This window comes from Streptomyces rugosispiralis, from assembly GCF_024505145.1.
Classification (GTDB): Bacteria; Actinomycetota; Actinomycetes; order Streptomycetales; family Streptomycetaceae; genus Streptomyces; species Streptomyces rugosispiralis.
In genome coordinates, this window is record NZ_JANIAA010000022.1 from 81,640 (window position 1) to 98,713 (window position 17,074).

General features: G+C 72.3%; 16 protein-coding genes and 1 tRNA gene. 4 read left to right on the forward strand and 13 right to left on the reverse strand.

The window, feature by feature from the left end; all coding sequences use genetic code 11:
- Positions 1-12: 12 nt before the first annotated feature.
- Positions 13-94 (reverse strand) — tRNA-Tyr (locus NP777_RS28175).
- A gap of 189 nt (positions 95-283) precedes the next feature.
- Between NP777_RS28175 and NP777_RS28180 the strand changes: the two genes are divergently transcribed.
- Positions 284-772 (forward strand): YajQ family cyclic di-GMP-binding protein, encoded by a 489-nt coding sequence (locus tag NP777_RS28180; protein WP_256652973.1) that lies wholly within the window; start codon positions 284-286, stop codon positions 770-772.
- 72 nt (positions 773-844) lie between these two features.
- Here the strand turns inward: NP777_RS28180 and NP777_RS28185 are convergent, their stop codons facing one another.
- The 12 genes from NP777_RS28185 to NP777_RS28240 form a co-directional block, all read right to left on the reverse strand.
- Positions 845-1,237 carry a YccF domain-containing protein gene (locus NP777_RS28185; protein WP_256652974.1) on the reverse strand — a complete coding sequence of 131 codons (393 nt, stop codon included), beginning with the start codon at positions 1,235-1,237 and terminating at the stop codon, positions 845-847.
- Entirely contained in the window at positions 1,234-2,100 is an 867-nt protein-coding gene (htpX, locus tag NP777_RS28190; protein ID WP_256652975.1) for a zinc metalloprotease HtpX, read from the reverse strand. The genes NP777_RS28185 and htpX overlap by 4 nt, the downstream gene beginning before the upstream one ends.
- 146 nt (positions 2,101-2,246) lie before the next feature.
- On the reverse strand, positions 2,247-3,818 hold the full coding sequence (locus tag NP777_RS28195; RefSeq protein WP_256652976.1) for an NADH-quinone oxidoreductase subunit N: 1,572 nt from the start codon (positions 3,816-3,818) through the stop codon (positions 2,247-2,249).
- Positions 3,815-5,452 carry a complex I subunit 4 family protein gene (locus tag NP777_RS28200; RefSeq protein WP_256652977.1) on the reverse strand — a complete coding sequence of 546 codons (1,638 nt, stop codon included), beginning with the start codon at positions 5,450-5,452 and terminating at the stop codon, positions 3,815-3,817. The genes NP777_RS28195 and NP777_RS28200 overlap by 4 nt, the downstream gene beginning before the upstream one ends.
- 3 nt (positions 5,453-5,455) lie before the next feature.
- Positions 5,456-7,474, reverse strand: coding sequence for an NADH-quinone oxidoreductase subunit 5 family protein (locus tag NP777_RS28205; RefSeq protein WP_256652978.1), 2,019 nt, complete (start codon positions 7,472-7,474; stop codon positions 5,456-5,458).
- Entirely contained in the window at positions 7,471-7,872 is a 402-nt protein-coding gene (gene nuoK, locus NP777_RS28210; protein WP_256652979.1) for an NADH-quinone oxidoreductase subunit NuoK, read from the reverse strand. The genes NP777_RS28205 and nuoK overlap by 4 nt, the downstream gene beginning before the upstream one ends.
- Entirely contained in the window at positions 7,872-8,477 is a 606-nt protein-coding gene (locus NP777_RS28215) for an NADH-quinone oxidoreductase subunit J family protein (protein ID WP_256652980.1), read from the reverse strand. The genes nuoK and NP777_RS28215 overlap by 1 nt, the downstream gene beginning before the upstream one ends.
- A complete protein-coding gene (locus tag NP777_RS28220; RefSeq protein WP_256652981.1) occupies positions 8,474-9,166 on the reverse strand; it encodes a NuoI/complex I 23 kDa subunit family protein in 693 nt (230 codons plus the stop codon). The genes NP777_RS28215 and NP777_RS28220 overlap by 4 nt, the downstream gene beginning before the upstream one ends.
- A complete protein-coding gene (locus NP777_RS28225) occupies positions 9,166-10,131 on the reverse strand; it encodes a complex I subunit 1/NuoH family protein (RefSeq protein WP_256652982.1) in 966 nt (321 codons plus the stop codon). The genes NP777_RS28220 and NP777_RS28225 overlap by 1 nt, the downstream gene beginning before the upstream one ends.
- On the reverse strand, positions 10,128-11,444 hold the full coding sequence (locus tag NP777_RS28230; RefSeq protein ID WP_256653025.1) for an NADH-quinone oxidoreductase subunit C: 1,317 nt from the start codon (positions 11,442-11,444) through the stop codon (positions 10,128-10,130). The genes NP777_RS28225 and NP777_RS28230 overlap by 4 nt, the downstream gene beginning before the upstream one ends.
- Positions 11,445-11,785: 341 nt before the next feature.
- On the reverse strand, positions 11,786-12,439 hold the full coding sequence (locus tag NP777_RS28235; protein ID WP_256652983.1) for an NADH-quinone oxidoreductase subunit B: 654 nt from the start codon (positions 12,437-12,439) through the stop codon (positions 11,786-11,788).
- Positions 12,440-12,474: 35 nt separating this feature from the next.
- Positions 12,475-12,897, reverse strand: coding sequence for an NADH-quinone oxidoreductase subunit A (locus tag NP777_RS28240; protein ID WP_256652984.1), 423 nt, complete (start codon positions 12,895-12,897; stop codon positions 12,475-12,477).
- A 180-nt stretch (positions 12,898-13,077) separates the two neighbouring features.
- Between NP777_RS28240 and NP777_RS28245 the strand changes: the two genes are divergently transcribed.
- The 3 genes from NP777_RS28245 (at position 13,078) to NP777_RS28255 (ending at position 16,856) form a co-directional block, all read left to right on the forward strand.
- Positions 13,078-14,352 carry a sensor histidine kinase gene (locus tag NP777_RS28245; RefSeq protein ID WP_256652985.1) on the forward strand — a complete coding sequence of 425 codons (1,275 nt, stop codon included), beginning with the start codon at positions 13,078-13,080 and terminating at the stop codon, positions 14,350-14,352.
- A gap of 235 nt (positions 14,353-14,587) precedes the next feature.
- Entirely contained in the window at positions 14,588-15,931 is a 1,344-nt protein-coding gene (locus NP777_RS28250) for a sensor histidine kinase (RefSeq protein WP_256652986.1), read from the forward strand.
- Positions 15,932-16,142: 211 nt separating this feature from the next.
- Positions 16,143-16,856, forward strand: coding sequence for a response regulator transcription factor (locus NP777_RS28255; RefSeq protein ID WP_256652987.1), 714 nt, complete (start codon positions 16,143-16,145; stop codon positions 16,854-16,856).
- The last annotated feature ends 218 nt before the right edge of the window (positions 16,857-17,074 follow it).

Here is a 17,074-nt window from a genome sequence, read left to right on the forward strand (position 1 = left end):
GTTTCCCTCGTGTGGCGGCGCCAGGATTCGAACCTGGGTAGGCTAAGCCGACGGATTTACAGTCCGCTCCCATTGGCCACTCGGGCACACCGCCTGGGATGTGGCCAGGTGCCCCGCTCTCGCGGCGCTGCTCCCTGGCAACGACGTAAACAATACCTGATGCGCGGGGGTGCTTCGCCACCCGGTTGATCGCCGCTTGATCATGGCCGAGATCGCTAGGCTGGCCGGAGCGGTCCGCTGGGCCGTGCCACTGACGGATCTACGTACGAGGAGCCAACTCAAGATGGCCGACTCCAGTTTCGACATCGTCTCGAAGGTCGAGCGGCAGGAGGTCGACAACGCTCTGAACCAGGCGAGCCGCGAGATCTCCCAGCGTTACGACTTCAAGAACGTCGGCGCCTCGATCGCCTGGTCGGGCGAGCGGATCGAGATGCGGGCCAACTCCGAGGAGCGGGTCAAGGCGATCCTCGACGTCTTCCAGTCCAAGCTGGTCAAGCGCGGGATCTCGCTGAAGTCCCTGGACGCGGGCGAGCCGCAGGCGTCGGGCAAGGAGTACAAGATCTTCGCCTCGCTGCAGGAGGGGATCTCGCAGGAGAACGCGAAGAAGGTCGCCAAGATCATCCGCGATGAGGGGCCCAAGGGCGTCAAGGCGCAGGTGCAGGGCGAAGAGCTGCGCGTGACCTCCAAGAGCCGGGACGACCTTCAGGCCGTGATCGCCCTGATCAAGGGCAAGGACCTCGACTTCGCGGTGCAGTTCGTCAACTACCGGTAGGCGGCGCCCGACCGGTGCGGCAGGGGCGGTGCGGCATGGCCGTGCCGCCCCTGGTGTTGTCGGCGCCCTCCGTCAGCGGTGGGCGAAGGGCTGGTCGGAGGGGACGATTTCGTGGCCGAGGGGGGCCAGGGAGATCGGGATGAGCTTGAAGTTGGCCAGGCCCAGGGGGATGCCGATGATCGTCAGGCAGAGGGCGACGCCGGTGATGAGGTGGCCGAGCGCCAGCCACCAGCCCGCGAGGACGAGCCAGAGGACATTGCCGACGCAGGAGGCGGCTCCGGCGTCGCGGTGGGGGACGGCGGTGCGGCCGAAGGGCCACAGGGCGAAGCCGGCGATGCGCCAGGAGGCGATCGCGAAGGGGATGCCGATGATGGTGACGCAGAGCAGGACCCCGGCGAGGAGATAGAGGATCGCCATCCAGATGCCGGAGAAGATCAGCCAGATCACGTTCAGGAGGGTTTTCACGGTCGGCGGCCCCCTGCCATCTGCTCGAGGCGGGCGATGCGCTCCCGCATGGGCGGGTGAGTGGAGAAGAGCTTGGCCATGCCCTCACCGGCGCGGAAAGGGTTGGCGATCATCAGGTGGCTGGCGGTCTCCAGACGGGGCTCGGGCGGCAGCGGAAGCTGCTTGGTGCCCGCTTCCAGCTTACGCAGGGCGCTGGCGAGGGCCAGGGGGTCGCCGGTGAGCTGGGCGCCGGAGGCGTCCGCCTCGTACTCGCGGGAGCGGCTCACGGCGAGCTGGATGATGGAGGCCGCGAGCGGGCCCAGGATCATGATCAGCAGCATGCCGAGGAAGCCGGGGCCATCGTCGTCGTCGGACCGGCCCATGGGGATCAGCCAGGCGAAGTTCACCAGGAACATCACGACGCTGGCGAGCGCGCCCGCGATCGAGGAGATCAGGATGTCGCGGTTGTAGACATGGCTGAGCTCATGGCCGATGACCCCGCGCAGCTCGCGCTCGTCCAGCAGCCGCAGGATGCCGTCGGTGCAGCACACCGCCGCGTTACGGGGGTTGCGGCCGGTGGCGAAGGCGTTGGGGGCCTCGGTCGGGGAGATGTAGAGCCGGGGCATCGGCTGGCGCGCGGCCGTGGAGAGCTCGCGCACCATCCGGTACAGCCCTGGTGCCTCGAACTCGCTGACGGGGCGGGCGCGCATCGCGCGCAGGGCCAGCTTGTCACTGTTCCAGTAGGCGTACGCGTTGGTCCCGAGTGCGACGATCACCGCGATGATCAGTCCGGTACGGCCGAAGAGGCTGCCGATGACGATGATGAGCGCGGATAGACCACCGAGGAGTACGGCGGTCTTCAGCCCGTTGTGCCGGCGGTGCACGGTGTGCCCTCCCGATGTGCCGCAGGGGAACCCCTTTGCCTGGTGTCTCCACCTTCCAGTGGACCCTCCTGAAAAAGTCAACGCCAGGCGAAGGGCACCAGTTCCCTTGTGCACATGGGGCGGACCCGCAGGGGCCGCGGGGGTGCTTACAGCAAGGTGCTCGAGGCGAACCGGAGGACGAGTTGCGGGGCACCGGAGAGGGCGATGCCGGCGGCCGCGGTGAGGGCGATGGCGGCCGTAAGGGGGACCGCGCGGGGGCGGGTGACGGCCGGCCCGGTGGCGGGCACGAGCTCCGCCTCCGCGGCGGGCTCCGGGGCGCGGAAGAGCACCGTCGTCCACTGGAGGTAGTAGTACAGCGCCACCACCACGTTCAGCGCCATCACCACCGCCAGCCAGCCCAGCCCCGCGTCCACCGCCGCCGAGAAGACGGTCACCTTGGCGAAGAGGCCGATGACGCCCGGGGGCAGCCCGGCCAGGCACAGCAGGAAGAAGCCGAGGGCCAGGGCGGCGGCCGGGCGGGCCGCGTACAGGCCGCGGTAGTCGGTGAGCCGGTTGGCCGGGCTGGTACGGGCCACCAGGGCGGCCACGGCAAAGGCGCCGAGGTTCACGACCGCGTACATCAGGGCGTACGCCACGGTGGAGCCGATGGCGCGGGAGGCGTCCTGGCCGGAGTCGGCGTAGCCGGCCGCGGCGATCGGGACCAGCAGATAGCCCGCCTGGGCGACGGAGGACCAGGCGAGCAGCCGTACGGCGCTGAAGGAGCGCTCCGGGCGCTGGCGCAGCGCCGCGGCGTTCCCCGCGGTCATGGTGAGGGCGGCCAGGACGGCTACGGCCGGGCCCCACACATCGGCGTACGAGGGGAAGGCGAGGACGGTCACCAGGATGAGACCGGAGAACCCGACCGCCTTGCCGACGACGGACAGATACGCCGCGACGGGCACCGGCGCGCCGGCATAGGTGTCGGGCACCCAGAAGTGGAAGGGCACGGCGGCGGTCTTGAACGCGAAGCCCACCAGGGTGAGCACGACACCCGCCTGGGCGAGCGTGTCCAGCCGCGGGTCGACATGGGTGAGGGCGCCGGCGATCCGGGTCAGGTGGAGGCTGCCGGTCGCGGCGTAGACGAAACTGACGCCGAGCAGCATCACGGCGGTCGCGGTGACCGAGGAGAGGAAGAACTTCAGCGCGGCCTCGGAGGAGAGGCGGTCGCCGCGGCGCAGGCCCACCAGGGCGAAGGCCGGGAGCGAGGCCACTTCCAGGGCGATGACCAGGGTGGCCAGATCACGGGAGGCGGGCAGCAGGGCGGCCCCGGCGGCGGAGGACAGCAGCAGGAACCAGAACTCGCCCGCGGGGAGTTTGAGATCGTCGAGGGCGCTGAAGGACAGCAGCGCGGTGAGCAGCGCCCCGCCGAGCACCAGGAACTGGATGACGAGCGTGAACGTGTCGGCCGTATAGCTGCACGCGTGGGCGCCGGTGGTCAGGCAGAAGGTGGAGCGGTCGCCGTCCAGCAGCGGCAGCAGGGCGAGCGCGGCCAGGGCCAGTCCCGCTATCGCTCCCCAGCCCAGCAGGTGCTTCCTGCGCTCGGGCAGGAAGAGGTCCGCGACGAGGACGGCGAGGCCGGCCAGGGCCGCGATGGTGGGCGGTGCGACGGCGAGCCAGTCGACGGACTGGACGAGGCTCGTGGCGAGGCTCGTGGCGAGGCTCGAGGCGTTCGGAGTCATCGGGTGCCTCCCGCGAGGAGCTGCTGCACGGCCGGGTCGGTGAGGCCGAGGAGGGCCGCGGGCCACAGTCCGGCGAGGACGGTGAGGGCCACCAGGGGGCTCCAGGCGGCGAATTCATGGCCGTGGACGTCGGCCAGGGCGGGCCGCTCGGCCTCGGTCCCGGTGCCGGGCTCGATCGGATGGTCGCCCATGCAGACGCGCCGTACGACGATGAGCATGTAGGCGGCGGTGAGCAGGGTGCCGAAGGCGGCGAGCGCCATATAGGTGAGATACGCCGGGCGGCTGAGCCCGTCGGCGGGGTCGAAGGCGCCGAACATGGCGAGCATCTCGCCCCAGAACCCGGCGAGTCCGGGCAGCCCCAGGGAGGCCACGGCGCCGAAGGCGAGCAGCCCGCCGAGGCGCGGCGCCCTGCCGTAGAGGGCGGCGCCGCTGGTGCCCGAGAGCTGGTCGAGGTCGGTGGTGCCGGAGCGGTCCTTGAGGGCGCCGACCAGGAAGAAGAGCAGTCCGGTGATCAGGCCGTGGGCGATGTTGGCGAAGAGCGCGCCGTTCACGCCGGTGGGGGTGAGGGTCGCGATGCCCAGCAGCACGAAGCCCATATGGCCGACGGAGGAGTAGGCGATCAGGCGCTTGAGGTCGCCCTTGGCGCCGCCGCGTTCAAAAAGCGCGGAGCCTCCGTTGAGGGTGGTGGTGGGAGACGGGAGGGCGAGGGCGAGACAGGCGAGCGATCCGTAGATGATGCCGACCACGGCGAACGCGGCGAGGTAGGGCGCGTAGGTGTGGGCCGCGTCGGGGGTCATCGGCAGCACGATGCGGACGAGGCCGTACGTGCCCATCTTGAGCAGCACGCCCGCCAGCAGCACCGAGCCGACGGTCGGGGCCGCGGTGTGGGCGTCCGGGAGCCAGCTGTGCAGCGGCCACATCGGGGCCTTGACGGCGAGTCCGACGATGATGGCGAGGGCCGCGGTCAACTGGGTGGTGTGGCTGAGCCCGGAGCCCTTGTCGGTGGCGAGTGCCACCATGTCGAAGGTGCCGCTCTTCAGCCCGACGAGGAGGAGGCCGAGCAGCATGACGACGGAGCCGAGCAGTGTGTAGAGGATGAACCGCCAGGCGGCGCGCTCCCGTTCGGCGCTTCCCCACCGGTTGATGAGGAAGTACATCGGGATGAGGACCATCTCGAACGCCAGGAAGAACAGCATCAGGTCCAGCACCGCGAAGCTGGCCAGGGTGCCGGACTCCAGGAGGAGCAGCAGCGCGACGAAGGCTTTGGGGGACGGTCCTGCGGGCCGGTTGAAGTAGGCGTAGAGCGCGCTGAGGAAGGTCAGCAGAGCGGTCAGCACGAGCAGCGGCAGCGAGACGCCGTCCACGCCGAGGTGGATGCGGATGTCCAGGGCCGGGATCCAGCCGATGTCGGTCTGGGCCTGCATCCTGGCCGGGTGGTCGTGGTCGAAACCGGCGGCCAGGGCGATGGCGGCGGCGAGCACCACGCCGGTGACGGTCACGCCGTGGCGCATGACGGCCTGGTCGGGCCCGCGGCCGCGCAGTCCGGGCGGGGCCGGGAGCAGGGCGGCGACGGAGCCGAGCAGCGGGAGCACGACCAGGGCGGCGAGGAGGAGTTGCTGGACGGTGTGGTTCACGGGTCAGGCTCCCGCTGCGACGAGGACGGCGGCCACGGCCAGGACGAGGGAGCCCGCGAGCAGCGCGCCGAGGTAGGTCTGCACATTGCCGGTCTGGGCGCGCCGTACGGCCGTGCCGAGCAGGCGGGGCGCACCGCCCGCGCCGCGTACGTACGTCTCCACGACCTCGCGGTCGAGGAAGCGGACGAGCCGGGCGGCGGCCCGCACGGGCCGGACGAACAGGGCGCCGTACACGGCGTCGAGGTGGAAGCCGACGGCCGCGTGGCGGTGCAGCGGGCCCAGGAGCAGCCGTCCGGGGTCGGCGGGGTCGCTGGCGCCCGCGATGGAGCCGTAGGCCGCCTCGTGGGTGGCGATGGCCTCGGCCTCGGAGACGGCGTCGGCGGCCTCGGGGTGGGCGGCCACCGCGCCGAGCGGGACCCGGCGGGCCCGCGCCGAGGTGTGCCGCCAGGCGCCGTACATGACGAGGGCGCCGCCGAGGGCCAGCCCGGTACCGAGCACGGACGTGGTCAGGGTCGGGGTGAGGGACTCGCCGTCGAACCAGTCGGGCAGCCTGCCGTAGGCGAGGCCGAGGGCGGCCGTGGGGAGGAACAGCAGCCACAGGACGGCGTTCATGGCCACCGGCTGCTTGCCGTGGTCGGGGACGGGCTCGCCCCGGCCGCGGAAGGCGAGCAGCCACAGCCGGGCCGCGTATCCGGCGGTCAGGAGCGCGGTGAGCAGCCCGGCGAGGAGCACGGTCCAGCCGACGCCCGCCGGGACGCCGGAGGTGTGGCCGGTGGCGGCGTGCTCGGCCGCCCCGAGGACGGCCTCCTTGGAGAAGAAGCCCGCGAAGGGCGGGATGGCGGCGAGCGCGAGCAGCGCGACCGTCATCGTCCAGAAGGCGTCGGGGATGCGCTGGGCCAGGCCGCTCATCCGGGACATGGCGGCCAGGGAGTTGCTGCCGGCGGCGTGGATCACCACGCCCGCGCCGAGGAAGAGCAGGGCCTTGAACGCGCCGTGGGTGATGAGGTGGAAGACGGCGGCGCCGCGGTCGTCGACGGCCAGGGCGCCCGTCATATAGCCGAGTTGGCCGACGGTCGAGTAGGCGAGGACGCGTTTGATGTCGTCCTGGGCGAGCGCGGCGAGCGCCGAGCCGACCATGGTCACGGCCGCCATGGCGGCCAGTACGGCGAGCGCGGCGGCCGAGGAGGCGAAGACGGGCAGCAGCCGGGCCACCACATAGACACCGGCGGCGACCATGGTGGCCGCGTGGATCAGCGCGGAGACCGGGGTGGGACCGGCCATCGCGTCCGGCAGCCAGGTGTGCAGCGGGAACTGCGCGGACTTGCCCGCGACCCCGGCCAGCAGCAGCAGCGCGATCAGGGTGGGGTGGTTCAGCGGCACCCCGGCGGTCTCGGAGGTGAGCCGGGTGTGGATCTCGCTGATGCGGAACGTGCCGGTGTCGCCCGCGAGCGCGAAGATGCCGATCAGGAACGGGACGTCGCCGAGCTTGGTGACCAGGAAGGCCTTCAGGGACGCCGAGCGCGCGGCCGCGGTCTCCCAGTAGTGGCCCACCAGGAAGTACGAGCAGATGCCCATGATCTCCCAGCCGACGAGCAGCACGATCAGGTCGTCGGCGTAGACGACGAGGAGCATCGCGGCGGTGAAGAGGGAGACGAGCGCGGCGTAGGAGGGGTAGCGGGGGTCGTCGCGCAGATAGCCGGTCGAGTAGATCTGCACACAGCAGGCGACGACGGCGACGAGGACCGCGACCAGGGCGGCGAAGCCGTCGATCTGGAGGGCCAGGTCGACGGGGACCGAGCCGGTGTCGGCGAGCCGGGTCGCGGCGGTGAGCGGGGCCGTGCCGCCGCCCGCTCCGCCGCCCTGCCGCACGGCGACGAACACGGCGAGCCCGGCCGCGGCGAGGGTCGGCAGCACCGCGAGGGGGCGCACGAAACCGGGGGCGCGGCGGCCGAGCAGAAGCCCGGCGACGGCGCCGAGGAACGGCAGGAGGGGGACGAGAACGGCGGCGGTCGTGGTCGTCACGCGGTCTGCCTCCGGGCGCGTCGTGCCTGGTCGGCGGCGTTGTCAGTGGGGGCTGCCATGCTGTCGTCCATCGGGTCCTGGCCGGCCGACGGGGGGTCGGCCAGGTCCCGCAGCCGGTCGACGTCGGAGGTGCCGCGGTTGCGATACACGAGCAGGACGATGGCGAGGCCGATGCCGATCTCGGCGGCGGCGATGGCGATGGTGAAGAGGGTCAGCGCCTGGCCCGCGTGCAGGGTGTCGCGGAGCCAGACGTCGAAGGCGACGAGGTTGAGGTTGACGGCGTTGAGCATCAGCTCGACCGACATCAGCACCAGGATCGCGTTGCGGCGGGCGAGGACGCCGTACAGACCGGTGCAGAAGAGGAGGACGGCGAGCACGGCGGGGTAGGCGAGGTGCATCAGCGCTTCTCCTTGCCGTGGCCGAGGCCCCGGCCACTGTCGGCGCCACCAGTGTCGGCGCCGCTCTTGCGGGAGAGGACGATCGCGCCCACGAGTGCGGCGAGGAGCAGCACGGACAGCGCCTCGAACGGCAGCACCCAGTGGCGGAAGAGGCTCTCACCGGTGACGGCGGTGGAGCCCTGCACGCCCTTGTCGAGCTCGATCCAGGTGGTCCGGAAGGCGTCCACGACCACCCACACCAGGACGCCCGCGGCGGCCAGGGCCACGGCGAGCGCGGCCGGGCGGTTGCCCGAATCGGCGTCCGGGGAGCGGCCGATGGGCGCCTTGGTGAGCATCAGCCCGAAGAGGAGGAGGACGACGACGGAGCCGACGTAGATCAGCACCTGCACCCAGGCGATGAACTCCGCCGTGAGCAGGAGGTATTCCACGGCGAGGCCGCCGAGCGCCACGACCAGCCACAGGGCGGCGTGCACCAGTTGTTTGGTGGTGACGGTGACGACGGCCGCGCCGAAGGTCGCGATGCCCACCAGCAGGAAGGCGATCTCGACTCCGGTCGGCGACAGGAACCCGTGGCCGGTGGCGGCCAAGTGGACCGCAGGGCTCACGAGGCGGCTCCGTTCCCGTGCTCGTTCCCGGCGGTCCCGTTGGTTCCGTTGGTTCCGTTGGTCCCGTTGGTCCCGCCGGATTCGCCGCCGGATCCGCCGGATCCGCGCTCGGTCTCGGCCTGCGCTGTCTCGGCGGCCTGCGCGGCTGCCTCGGCGGCCTGCGCTGCCTCGGCGGCGGCGAGCTTGTCGGCGGCCTTACGGGCGGCGGCGATCTCCTTGGGCTCCTCCGCGCGCGGGTCGAGCGCGGGCGGCGCGGGCACCGTCCACATCCACTCGCGGAGCTTGTCCCGCTCATGGGTGAGATCGCGGATGTCCTCCTCCGCGTACTCGAACTCCGGCGACCAGAAGAGCGCGTCGAAAGGGCACACCTCGATGCAGATACCGCAGTACATGCACAGCGCGAAGTCGATCGCGAACCGGTCCAGCACATTGCGGCTGCGCTCGCGCCCGCCCGGGGCGGCCGGGGGGACGGTCTCCTTGTGCGAGTCGATATAGATGCACCAGTCCGGGCATTCACGCGCGCACAGCATGCAGACCGTGCAGTTCTCCTCGAACAGCCCGATCACCCCGCGGGTGCGGGGCGGCAGCTCGGGCTGCGCGTCCGGATACTGCGCGGTGTGCGACTTCCGGGTCATCGTGCGGAGGGTGACGGCCAGGCCCTTGGCCAGACCGGATCCGGGGATGCCCATCAGGAGATCACCACCTTGACGACGCCGGTGAGGGCGATCTGGGCCAGTGAGAGCGGAATGAGGCAGGTCCAGGCGAACCGCTGCAGCTGGTCCTCGCGCAGCCGCGGATAGCTGACCCGCAGCCAGATCACGACGAAGGCGAGAACGGCGGTCTTCAGCAGGGTCCACAGCCAGCCGAGGCCGTCGGCGGACGGACCGTGCCAGCCGCCGAGGAAGAGGACGGCGGTCAGCCCGCACAGGACGACGATGCCCGCGTACTCGGCGAGCAGGAAGAGCGCGAACCGCAGGCCCGTGTACTCGGTGTACGCACCGAAAATGATCTCGGAGTCGGCGATCGGCGCGTCGAACGGCGGGCGCTGTAGCTCGGCGAGACCGGCGGTGAAGAACACCATCCCGCCGACGATCTGCCACGGCACCCACCACCACTCGAACGCGTCGAGGATGCCGGGCAGCGAGACCGTACCCGCCGCCATCGCCACGGAGGCGGCGGTGAGCAGCATCGGCAGCTCGTACGCCATGAGCTGGGCGGCCGTGCGCAGGCCGCCGAGGAGGGAGAACTTGTTGGCCGAGGCCCAGCCCGCCATCAGCGAACCGAGCACTCCCACGCCCAGCACGGCGAGCACGAAGAAGATGCCCGCGTCCAGGACCTGTCCGACCGCGCCCTCGGCGGGGCCGATCGGGATCGCGACCAGGACGAGGAGGTACGGCAGCAGGGCGACGGCGGGCGCGAGCTGGAAGATCCGCCGGTCGGCCCCGGCCGGTACGACGTCTTCCTTCTGCGCGAACTTCACGCCGTCCGCGACCAGCTGGGCCCATCCGTGGAAGCCGCCCGCGTACATCGGCCCGAGGCGGCCCTGCATATGGGCCATGACCTTGTGCTCGGTCTGCCCCACGACCAGGGGCAGCACGAGGAAGGCGAGCAGGAGGGCGAGCAGTCGCAGCGCGACGTCGAGGACGTCGTTCACGCGGCGCCTCCTGGCTGGTCGTCGGTGTTCGTGTCGTTGTCGGTGTCGTTGTCGGTGTCGTTGTCGGGGGCGGCGTCCGGGGTGACGTCCGGGTGGGCCGCGGTGCCGGGGGCGTCGGGGGCGGATTCGGGGGCGGGTGCGGGTTCGGGTTCGGGTTTCCCGCCGCGTCCGTCTCGGGCCGCTTCGGTCTCCGCTTCCGGTTCCGGTGCCCGCGGCTCACGCGGCGGCTCGGCGTCCTCGTCCCGCGCGGGGCGCGCGTGGTGCCAGGGAGCGTCGGACGAGCGCCGCTGCGGCGCGGGGCGCCGCGGGCGATCCGGGGCCTCGGGCGCCACCGGCTCGGCGGAGGCCGACGGCTTGTCGGCGGCGGCGCCCGTGGCCGAGGCTTCGGCCGGGGCCTCCGCCGAACGCTGACTCGCCGAACCCTCGCCCGCGGTGCGGGAGCGCCGGGCCGGACGTTCGGCCGCCGGAGCGGGAGTCTCCCCCGCCGTCTCCGCCGCACCGGCCGAACGCTGACTCGCCGAACCCTGGCTCGCGCTGCGCGCACGCCGGGCCGGGCGTTCGGCCGCCGGGGTCTGGCCTTCCGCGGCCTCCGCGGCCTCCGCGCCCGCCGGGCGCTGGCTCGCCGAGCCCGCCGTCGCGCTGCGGGTGCGGCGGGCGGGGCGCTCGCCCGCCGCGCGGGCGCCGCGCGCCGGGCGCGCCGGGGCAGGGGGCAACTGGCCCTTGAGCGGGCCCCACTCGTTGGGGTCGGGGACGCCCGGCGGCAGCATCTGGCGCCGCTTGGGGCCGCCATGTTCGGACTCCCCCGGCTCCTTCGCGCCCGGCCATGCCTTGACGACCCGGGCCGCCAGTACGAAGTCCTTGCGCAGCGGATGTCCCTCGAAGCCGTCGGGGAGCAGCAGTGGCGCGAGACCGGGGTGGCCGGGGAAGCCGATGCCGAACATCTCGTGGGTCTCGCGCTCATGCCAGGCCGCCCCGGCGTAGACGCCGGTCGCGGTCGGCAGCGCGGCCGCCTCGTGCGGCACGGTGGTCCGCAGCAGCAGAGCGCGCACCGCGGGCCCGGCCCCGGGCCCAGCCCCAAGCGTGGCCCCGGGGGCTCCCAGGGCGACGACGCGCGCGGCCACCCGGAAGCCGGTGCCCGGCTCGTCGACCGCGCTCAGCCAGTCGAAGTAGGTGCAGCCGAGGGTGTCGCGGGCCGTCTCCAGCGCCGCGATCCAGGAGTCGGCGGGGACGTCGACGGTCAGCAGGCCGTACGCCTCCTCCGCCGTGGCACCCTCGCCGAACAGCTCGGCGGCGGAACGCGGCAGCCAGCCCACGGGCGGCGCGGCCTCGGCAGCGGGCTCGGCCGCGGCCTCGGCAGCGGGCTCCGCCTCGGGGACATCCGCGCCCTCCGCCGCCCCGGTCGCCTGCCCGGACCCGCTCGGCCCGGACCCGCTCGGGCCGGACCCGCTCGGGCCCACAGCCCCGGTCGGCTCGGCCCCGCTGGGCTCCACGGCCCCGCTCGATCCGACGGCCCCGGTCGATCCGACGGCCCCGCTCGATCCGACGGCCCCGCTCGATCCGACGGCCCCGCTCGATCCGACGGCCCCGGTCGGCTCCGCCGTCCCGCCGGGCCCCGCCGTCTCGTTCCTCGGCTCGTTGGCCTCGTTCCGCTCGGTCATCGCGTGTCTTCCCGCCCCGGGGGCGTGACCAGCCCGCTGCGCAGCGCGGCCGCCGATGGACGACCCGCGACCGGGGGCGCGGCGCCGGGCCCGGAATTCCCGTAGCGCTCGCCCAGCGACTCGCGCGCGATCTTCTCCTGAAGCTTGAGGATGCCCTGCAGCAGCGCCTCGGGGCGGGGCGGGCAGCCGGGGACGTAGACGTCGACGGGGATGATCTGGTCGACGCCCTTGGTGACGGCGTACGAGTCCCAGTAGGGGCCGCCGCAGTTCGAGCAGGCCCCGAAGGAGATCACGTACTTCGGCTCCGGCATCTGCTCGTACAGCCGCTTCACCGCAGGCGCCATCTTGTCCGTGACCGTGCCGGAGACGACCATCAGGTCGGCCTGGCGCGGTCCCGGCGCGAAGGGGATCACGCCGAGCCGGATGAAGTCGTGGCGGGCCATCGACGCCGCGATGAATTCGATCGCGCAGCAGGCGAGCCCGAAGTTGAAGACCCACAGGCTGTAGCGGCGGCCCCAGTTCAGGACCACCTTCATCGGCTCGGGGGCCAGCCGGGCCAGCGGGCCGAGGCGGCGCGGCTCCGGCAGGTCCACCGGGGCGGGCGCGGGCACCGGCGGCCCGGAGACCGCCGTTGACGTCCGCGTCGGCATTGACGTCGGCGTTGGCGTTGGCGTCGGGTTCGGTGTCACGTCCACTCCAGGACGCCCTTCTTCCATGCGTACAGCAGACCTACGGCGAGGAACCCGAGGAAGATGAACATCTCCACCAGCGTGGCGGCCCCGAAGCCGGGCGCCGCGAAGACCGTCGCCCACGGGAACAAGAAGATCGAGTCCACGGCGAAAATCACATACAGAAAAGCGTAGACGTAGTAGCGGACCTGGGTGTGGGCCCAGCCCTCGCCCACGGGGTCCACTCCGCACTCGTAGGTCAGCAGCTTCTCGGGCGTGGGCACGACAGGCCGCAGCAGCCGCCCGGCCCCGAAGGCCACGGCGACGAAGATCACGCCGATCGCCGCCAGCAGTCCGACCACCGTATAGCCGTGGAAGTAGTCGCCCGCGAGCTGGACGCTGGTGACGCTGGTGGTGCGTACGGTCGTCGCCTCCGGCACGTCCGCCCCTCGCTCCCTGGTCTCGTGGTCCTTGTCCGCTCCTCGTCGACCTCGCGTGTTCGACGATCCGTACGGACGGGAAGTCTAGGCCCTGCCGCCGCCCGGCCGGGCGGCCCGTCCGCCATGCGGTGGGGGTAGCACCATGGCGGAGCCCCCGCGGGGCCGGGCAGTCTTGCTGTCATGACCTCCAGTTCCCTCGTCGACGGGCCCGTCGGCGGTCCCGACGGCTCCGACGGCGGCGGCCACGGCGGCGGCCGTGACCGCGCCGACGAACGGCTGCCGCGCCCGCCCGCGTTCGCCTTTCCCGCGCAGACCTGGCAGGAGATCGCGTATCTCCTGGCCAATCTGCTGGTGGGCATCGTGTGCTTCGTCCTCACGCTGGCCTGGCTGGCCGTGGGCATGGGGTTGGCCGTCACGGTGGTGGGCCTGCCCCTGCTGGCCCTGGGGCTGCGGTTCAGCCGGCTGCTCGGCCGGTTCGAGCGGAACCGCGCCAGGGCGCTGCTCTCGGTGCGGATCGACGAGCCCAGCCCCTTGCCGTACCAGCCGGGCAGCGGTCTCCTCGGCAAGCTGTGGACGAGTCTGCGGGACCCGGTCGGCTGGCGGGCCACGCTCTACACCCTGATCCGGCTGCCGTGGTCGGTGGTCACCTTCGCGATCACCCTGACCTCGCTGTTCGCGGCCTGGCCGGTGCTGCCGTGGATCGCCCGGGGGCTGACGCATGTGGACCGGGCGATGGTGCGCGGGCTGCTGTTCCCCTCCGACGAGCTGGAACGGCGGATCGCCGAGCTGGAGTCGGATCGGGGCACGGTGGTGGACACGGCCGCCGCCGACCTGCGCCGGATCGAACGCGACCTCCACGACGGTGCCCAGGCCCGGCTGGTCGCCCTCGCCATGGGGCTCGGTCTGGCGAAGGAGAAGCTGGAGGAGGATCCGGAGGCCGCCGCCAAGATGGTGGACGAGGCCCACGGCGAGGTGAAGCTCGCCCTCCAGGAACTGCGCGACCTCGCCCGCGGCATCCACCCCGCCATCCTCACCGACCGCGGCCTCGGCCCCGCGCTCTCCGCGCTTTCGGCCCGCTGCACCGTGCCCGTGAAGGTGGCGGTCGAGCTGCCCGAACGCCCGGCACCGGCGATCGAGGGCATCGCCTACTTCACCGTCTCCGAGCTGCTGCAGAACATCAGCAAGCACAGTGGTGCCCGTACCGCCGAGGTCGAGCTGTGGCGCACCGAGGACCGGCTGCTGATCCAGGTGCGGGACGACGGGCGCGGCGGGGCGTCCACCGACGGGGGCTCGGGGCTCGCGGGCCTGGCGGAGCGGCTGGGCTCGGTGGACGGGCTGTTCGTGGTGGACTCGCCGTCCGGCGGGCCGACCGCCGTGACCGCCGAGCTGCCCTGGCGCCACCGGACCGGCTCGGCGGCGGGCGAGGCGGTGGCGCGGTCCCGGCGAAGAGTCTGAGGATGGCGGGCTTTGCCCCACCCCGCCCCTTCCCGAAACGGGGGCTCCGCCCCCAGACCCCCGCTCCGCAAACGCCGGAGAGGCTGGAAGTTGCCCCCCGAGGTAGGGCTAACCCCCCGGTGAAGAGACCGATCCGCCGGATGGCCGGGCCGGCCCCGCTCCGGGACTCTTGGGGAAACGCAGACAACAGACAGCAGACAAGCGACCGATCAGGCCCCGGAGGACGGACGAGACGATGGCCACCGCATACCGCCCCTACGAGCCGGGGACCGAGCCCCGTGGCCATCTGGTGCCCGCAGTGCTGAAGGCGCCGTTCCAGGGCCGCGTATGGCGTGAGTTCCTCTACGTCCTGATCAGCCTGCCGATGGCCATCCTCACCTTCGTCTACACGATCTCGATGCTCTCGATCGGCGCCGGGCTGCTGATCACCTTCCTCGGCGTCCCGGTGCTCGGCGCCGCCCTCGCGGGCTGCCGGGCGCTCGGCGTCGTCGAGCGGGCCCGCGCCCGTGCGCTGCTGGGCCTGGAGGTGGCCGAGCCCGAGCCCGTCCTCGGCCGGAAGGGCGGCCGCGGGGGCAGGCGCGGACCGGTCGCCTGGGTGGGCGCGCTGCTCAGGAGCGGCACCTCCTGGCGGCATGTGATCTACGCGCTGATCCATCTGCCGTGGGCGGTGTTCTCCTTCGGCTTCGCGGTGGCGTTCACCTGCTACGGCTGGGGCTTCGCGACCTATCCGCTGTGGCACTGGGTCTTCCCCCGGTACGTGGACGAGCCGGGCCTGCAGGTCTTCGGGGACGACCACGGACACAACTTCTATCTGGACACCCCGTTCGAGATCGCCGCGACCTGCGCCGCCGGGGTGCTGGTCCTGCTGCTGACCCCGTGGATCATGCGGGCGCTGACCTCGGTCGACCGGATCATGGTGACCGGGCTGCTGGGCCCGTCCCGGCTGGCGAGCCGGGTCTGGGAGCTGGAGTCGGACCGGGGCACGGTGGTGGACACGGCCGCCGCCGACCTGCGCCGGATCGAACGCGACCTCCACGACGGCGCCCAGGCCCGGCTGGTCGCCCTCGCCATGGACCTGGGCCTGGCGAAGGAGAAGCTGGAGGAGGACCCGGAGGCCGCCGCCAAGATGGTGGACGAGGCCCACGGCGAGGTGAAGCTCGCCCTCCAGGAACTGCGCGACCTCGCCCGCGGCATCCACCCCGCCATCCTCACCGACCGCGGCCTCGGCCCCGCACTCTCCGCGCTCGCCGCGCGCTGCACCGTCCCGGTGAAGGCGACCGTGGACCTTCCGCAGCGGCCCGCGCCCGCGATCGAGGGCATCGCCTACTTCACCGTCTCCGAGCTGCTGCAGAACATCAGCAAGCACAGTGGCGCCCGCACCGCCGAGGTCGACGTCTGGCGCGCCGACGACCGGGTGATGCTCCAGATCACGGACGACGGCCGGGGCGGGGCCGACACCTCCGCGGGTTCGGGTCTCGCCGGTCTCGCCGAGCGGATCGACGCGGTGGACGGGGTCCTCGTCGTCCACTCCCCGACGGGCGGCCCGACCACGGTGACCGCCGAGCTCCCCTGGCGCTGACGGCACACGAGCCCGGCACTGACGGCACACCCTGACGGCACACGAGCCCGGCGCTGACGGCGCACCCTGACGGCACACGAGCCCGGCGCTGACGGCGCACGGCCCTCGCGCTGACGGCGCGCCCCCTCCACTTGTACGCGGCTCATGCGCGACCGGTTCCGCGCAACCGGACGCGGCCGGTTCTGTGCGACGCGAGCGGCCCAACCCTGGGATGCTGGTCCCGTCGAACCGAGTGAAACGGGGGCCGAGCATCGTGGCGGACAGAGTACGGGTGGTCATCGCCGAGGATTCGGTGCTGCTGCGGGAGGGGCTGACCCGGCTGCTGACCGACCGCGGCCATGACGTGGTCGCGGGCGTCGGGGACGCGGAAGCGCTGATCAAGTCGGTGCGGGAGCTGGCCGACGAGGGCGCGCCACCGGATGTGGTGGTGGCCGACGTACGGATGCCGCCCACGCACACCGACGAGGGGGTGCGGGCGGCCGTCCGGCTGCGCCGCGACCACCCGGGTCTCGCGGTGCTGGTCCTGTCGCAGTACGTGGAGGAGCAGTACGCCACCGAGCTGCTGGCCGGGAGCAGCCGGGGCGTGGGCTATCTGCTCAAGGACCGGGTGGCCGAGGTGCGCGAGTTCGTGGACGCCGTGGTGCGGGTCGCCCAGGGCGGCACGGCGCTCGACCCGGAGGTGGTCGCCCAGCTGCTGGGCCGCAGCCGCAAGCAGGACGTGCTGGCCGGGCTCACCCCGAGGGAGCGGGAGGTCCTGGGGCTGATGGCCGAGGGCCGTACCAATTCGGCCATCGCCCGGCAGCTCGTGGTGAGCGACGGCGCGGTCGAGAAGCATGTGAGCAACATCTTCCTGAAGCTCGGCCTGTCGCCGAGTGACGGGGATCACCGTCGGGTGCTCGCCGTTCTCACCTATCTCAATTCCTGAAACTCTCAATTCCTGAAAACAGGCTCCCGCGCGCCAAAGCGGGGCCAAAGGCTGAACGGGGGATCAGCGGAAATGACAGCACGGGGGGAGGGACACGTCGTGCCAAACCAGGACATATATGGTTCTTCTTTCGGCGTCCACCATGTGATCCGACCAAGGAAGGCCACCCTTACCGACGTACGATGGTCATGGGACAACAACCGGTCGGCACCGACTGT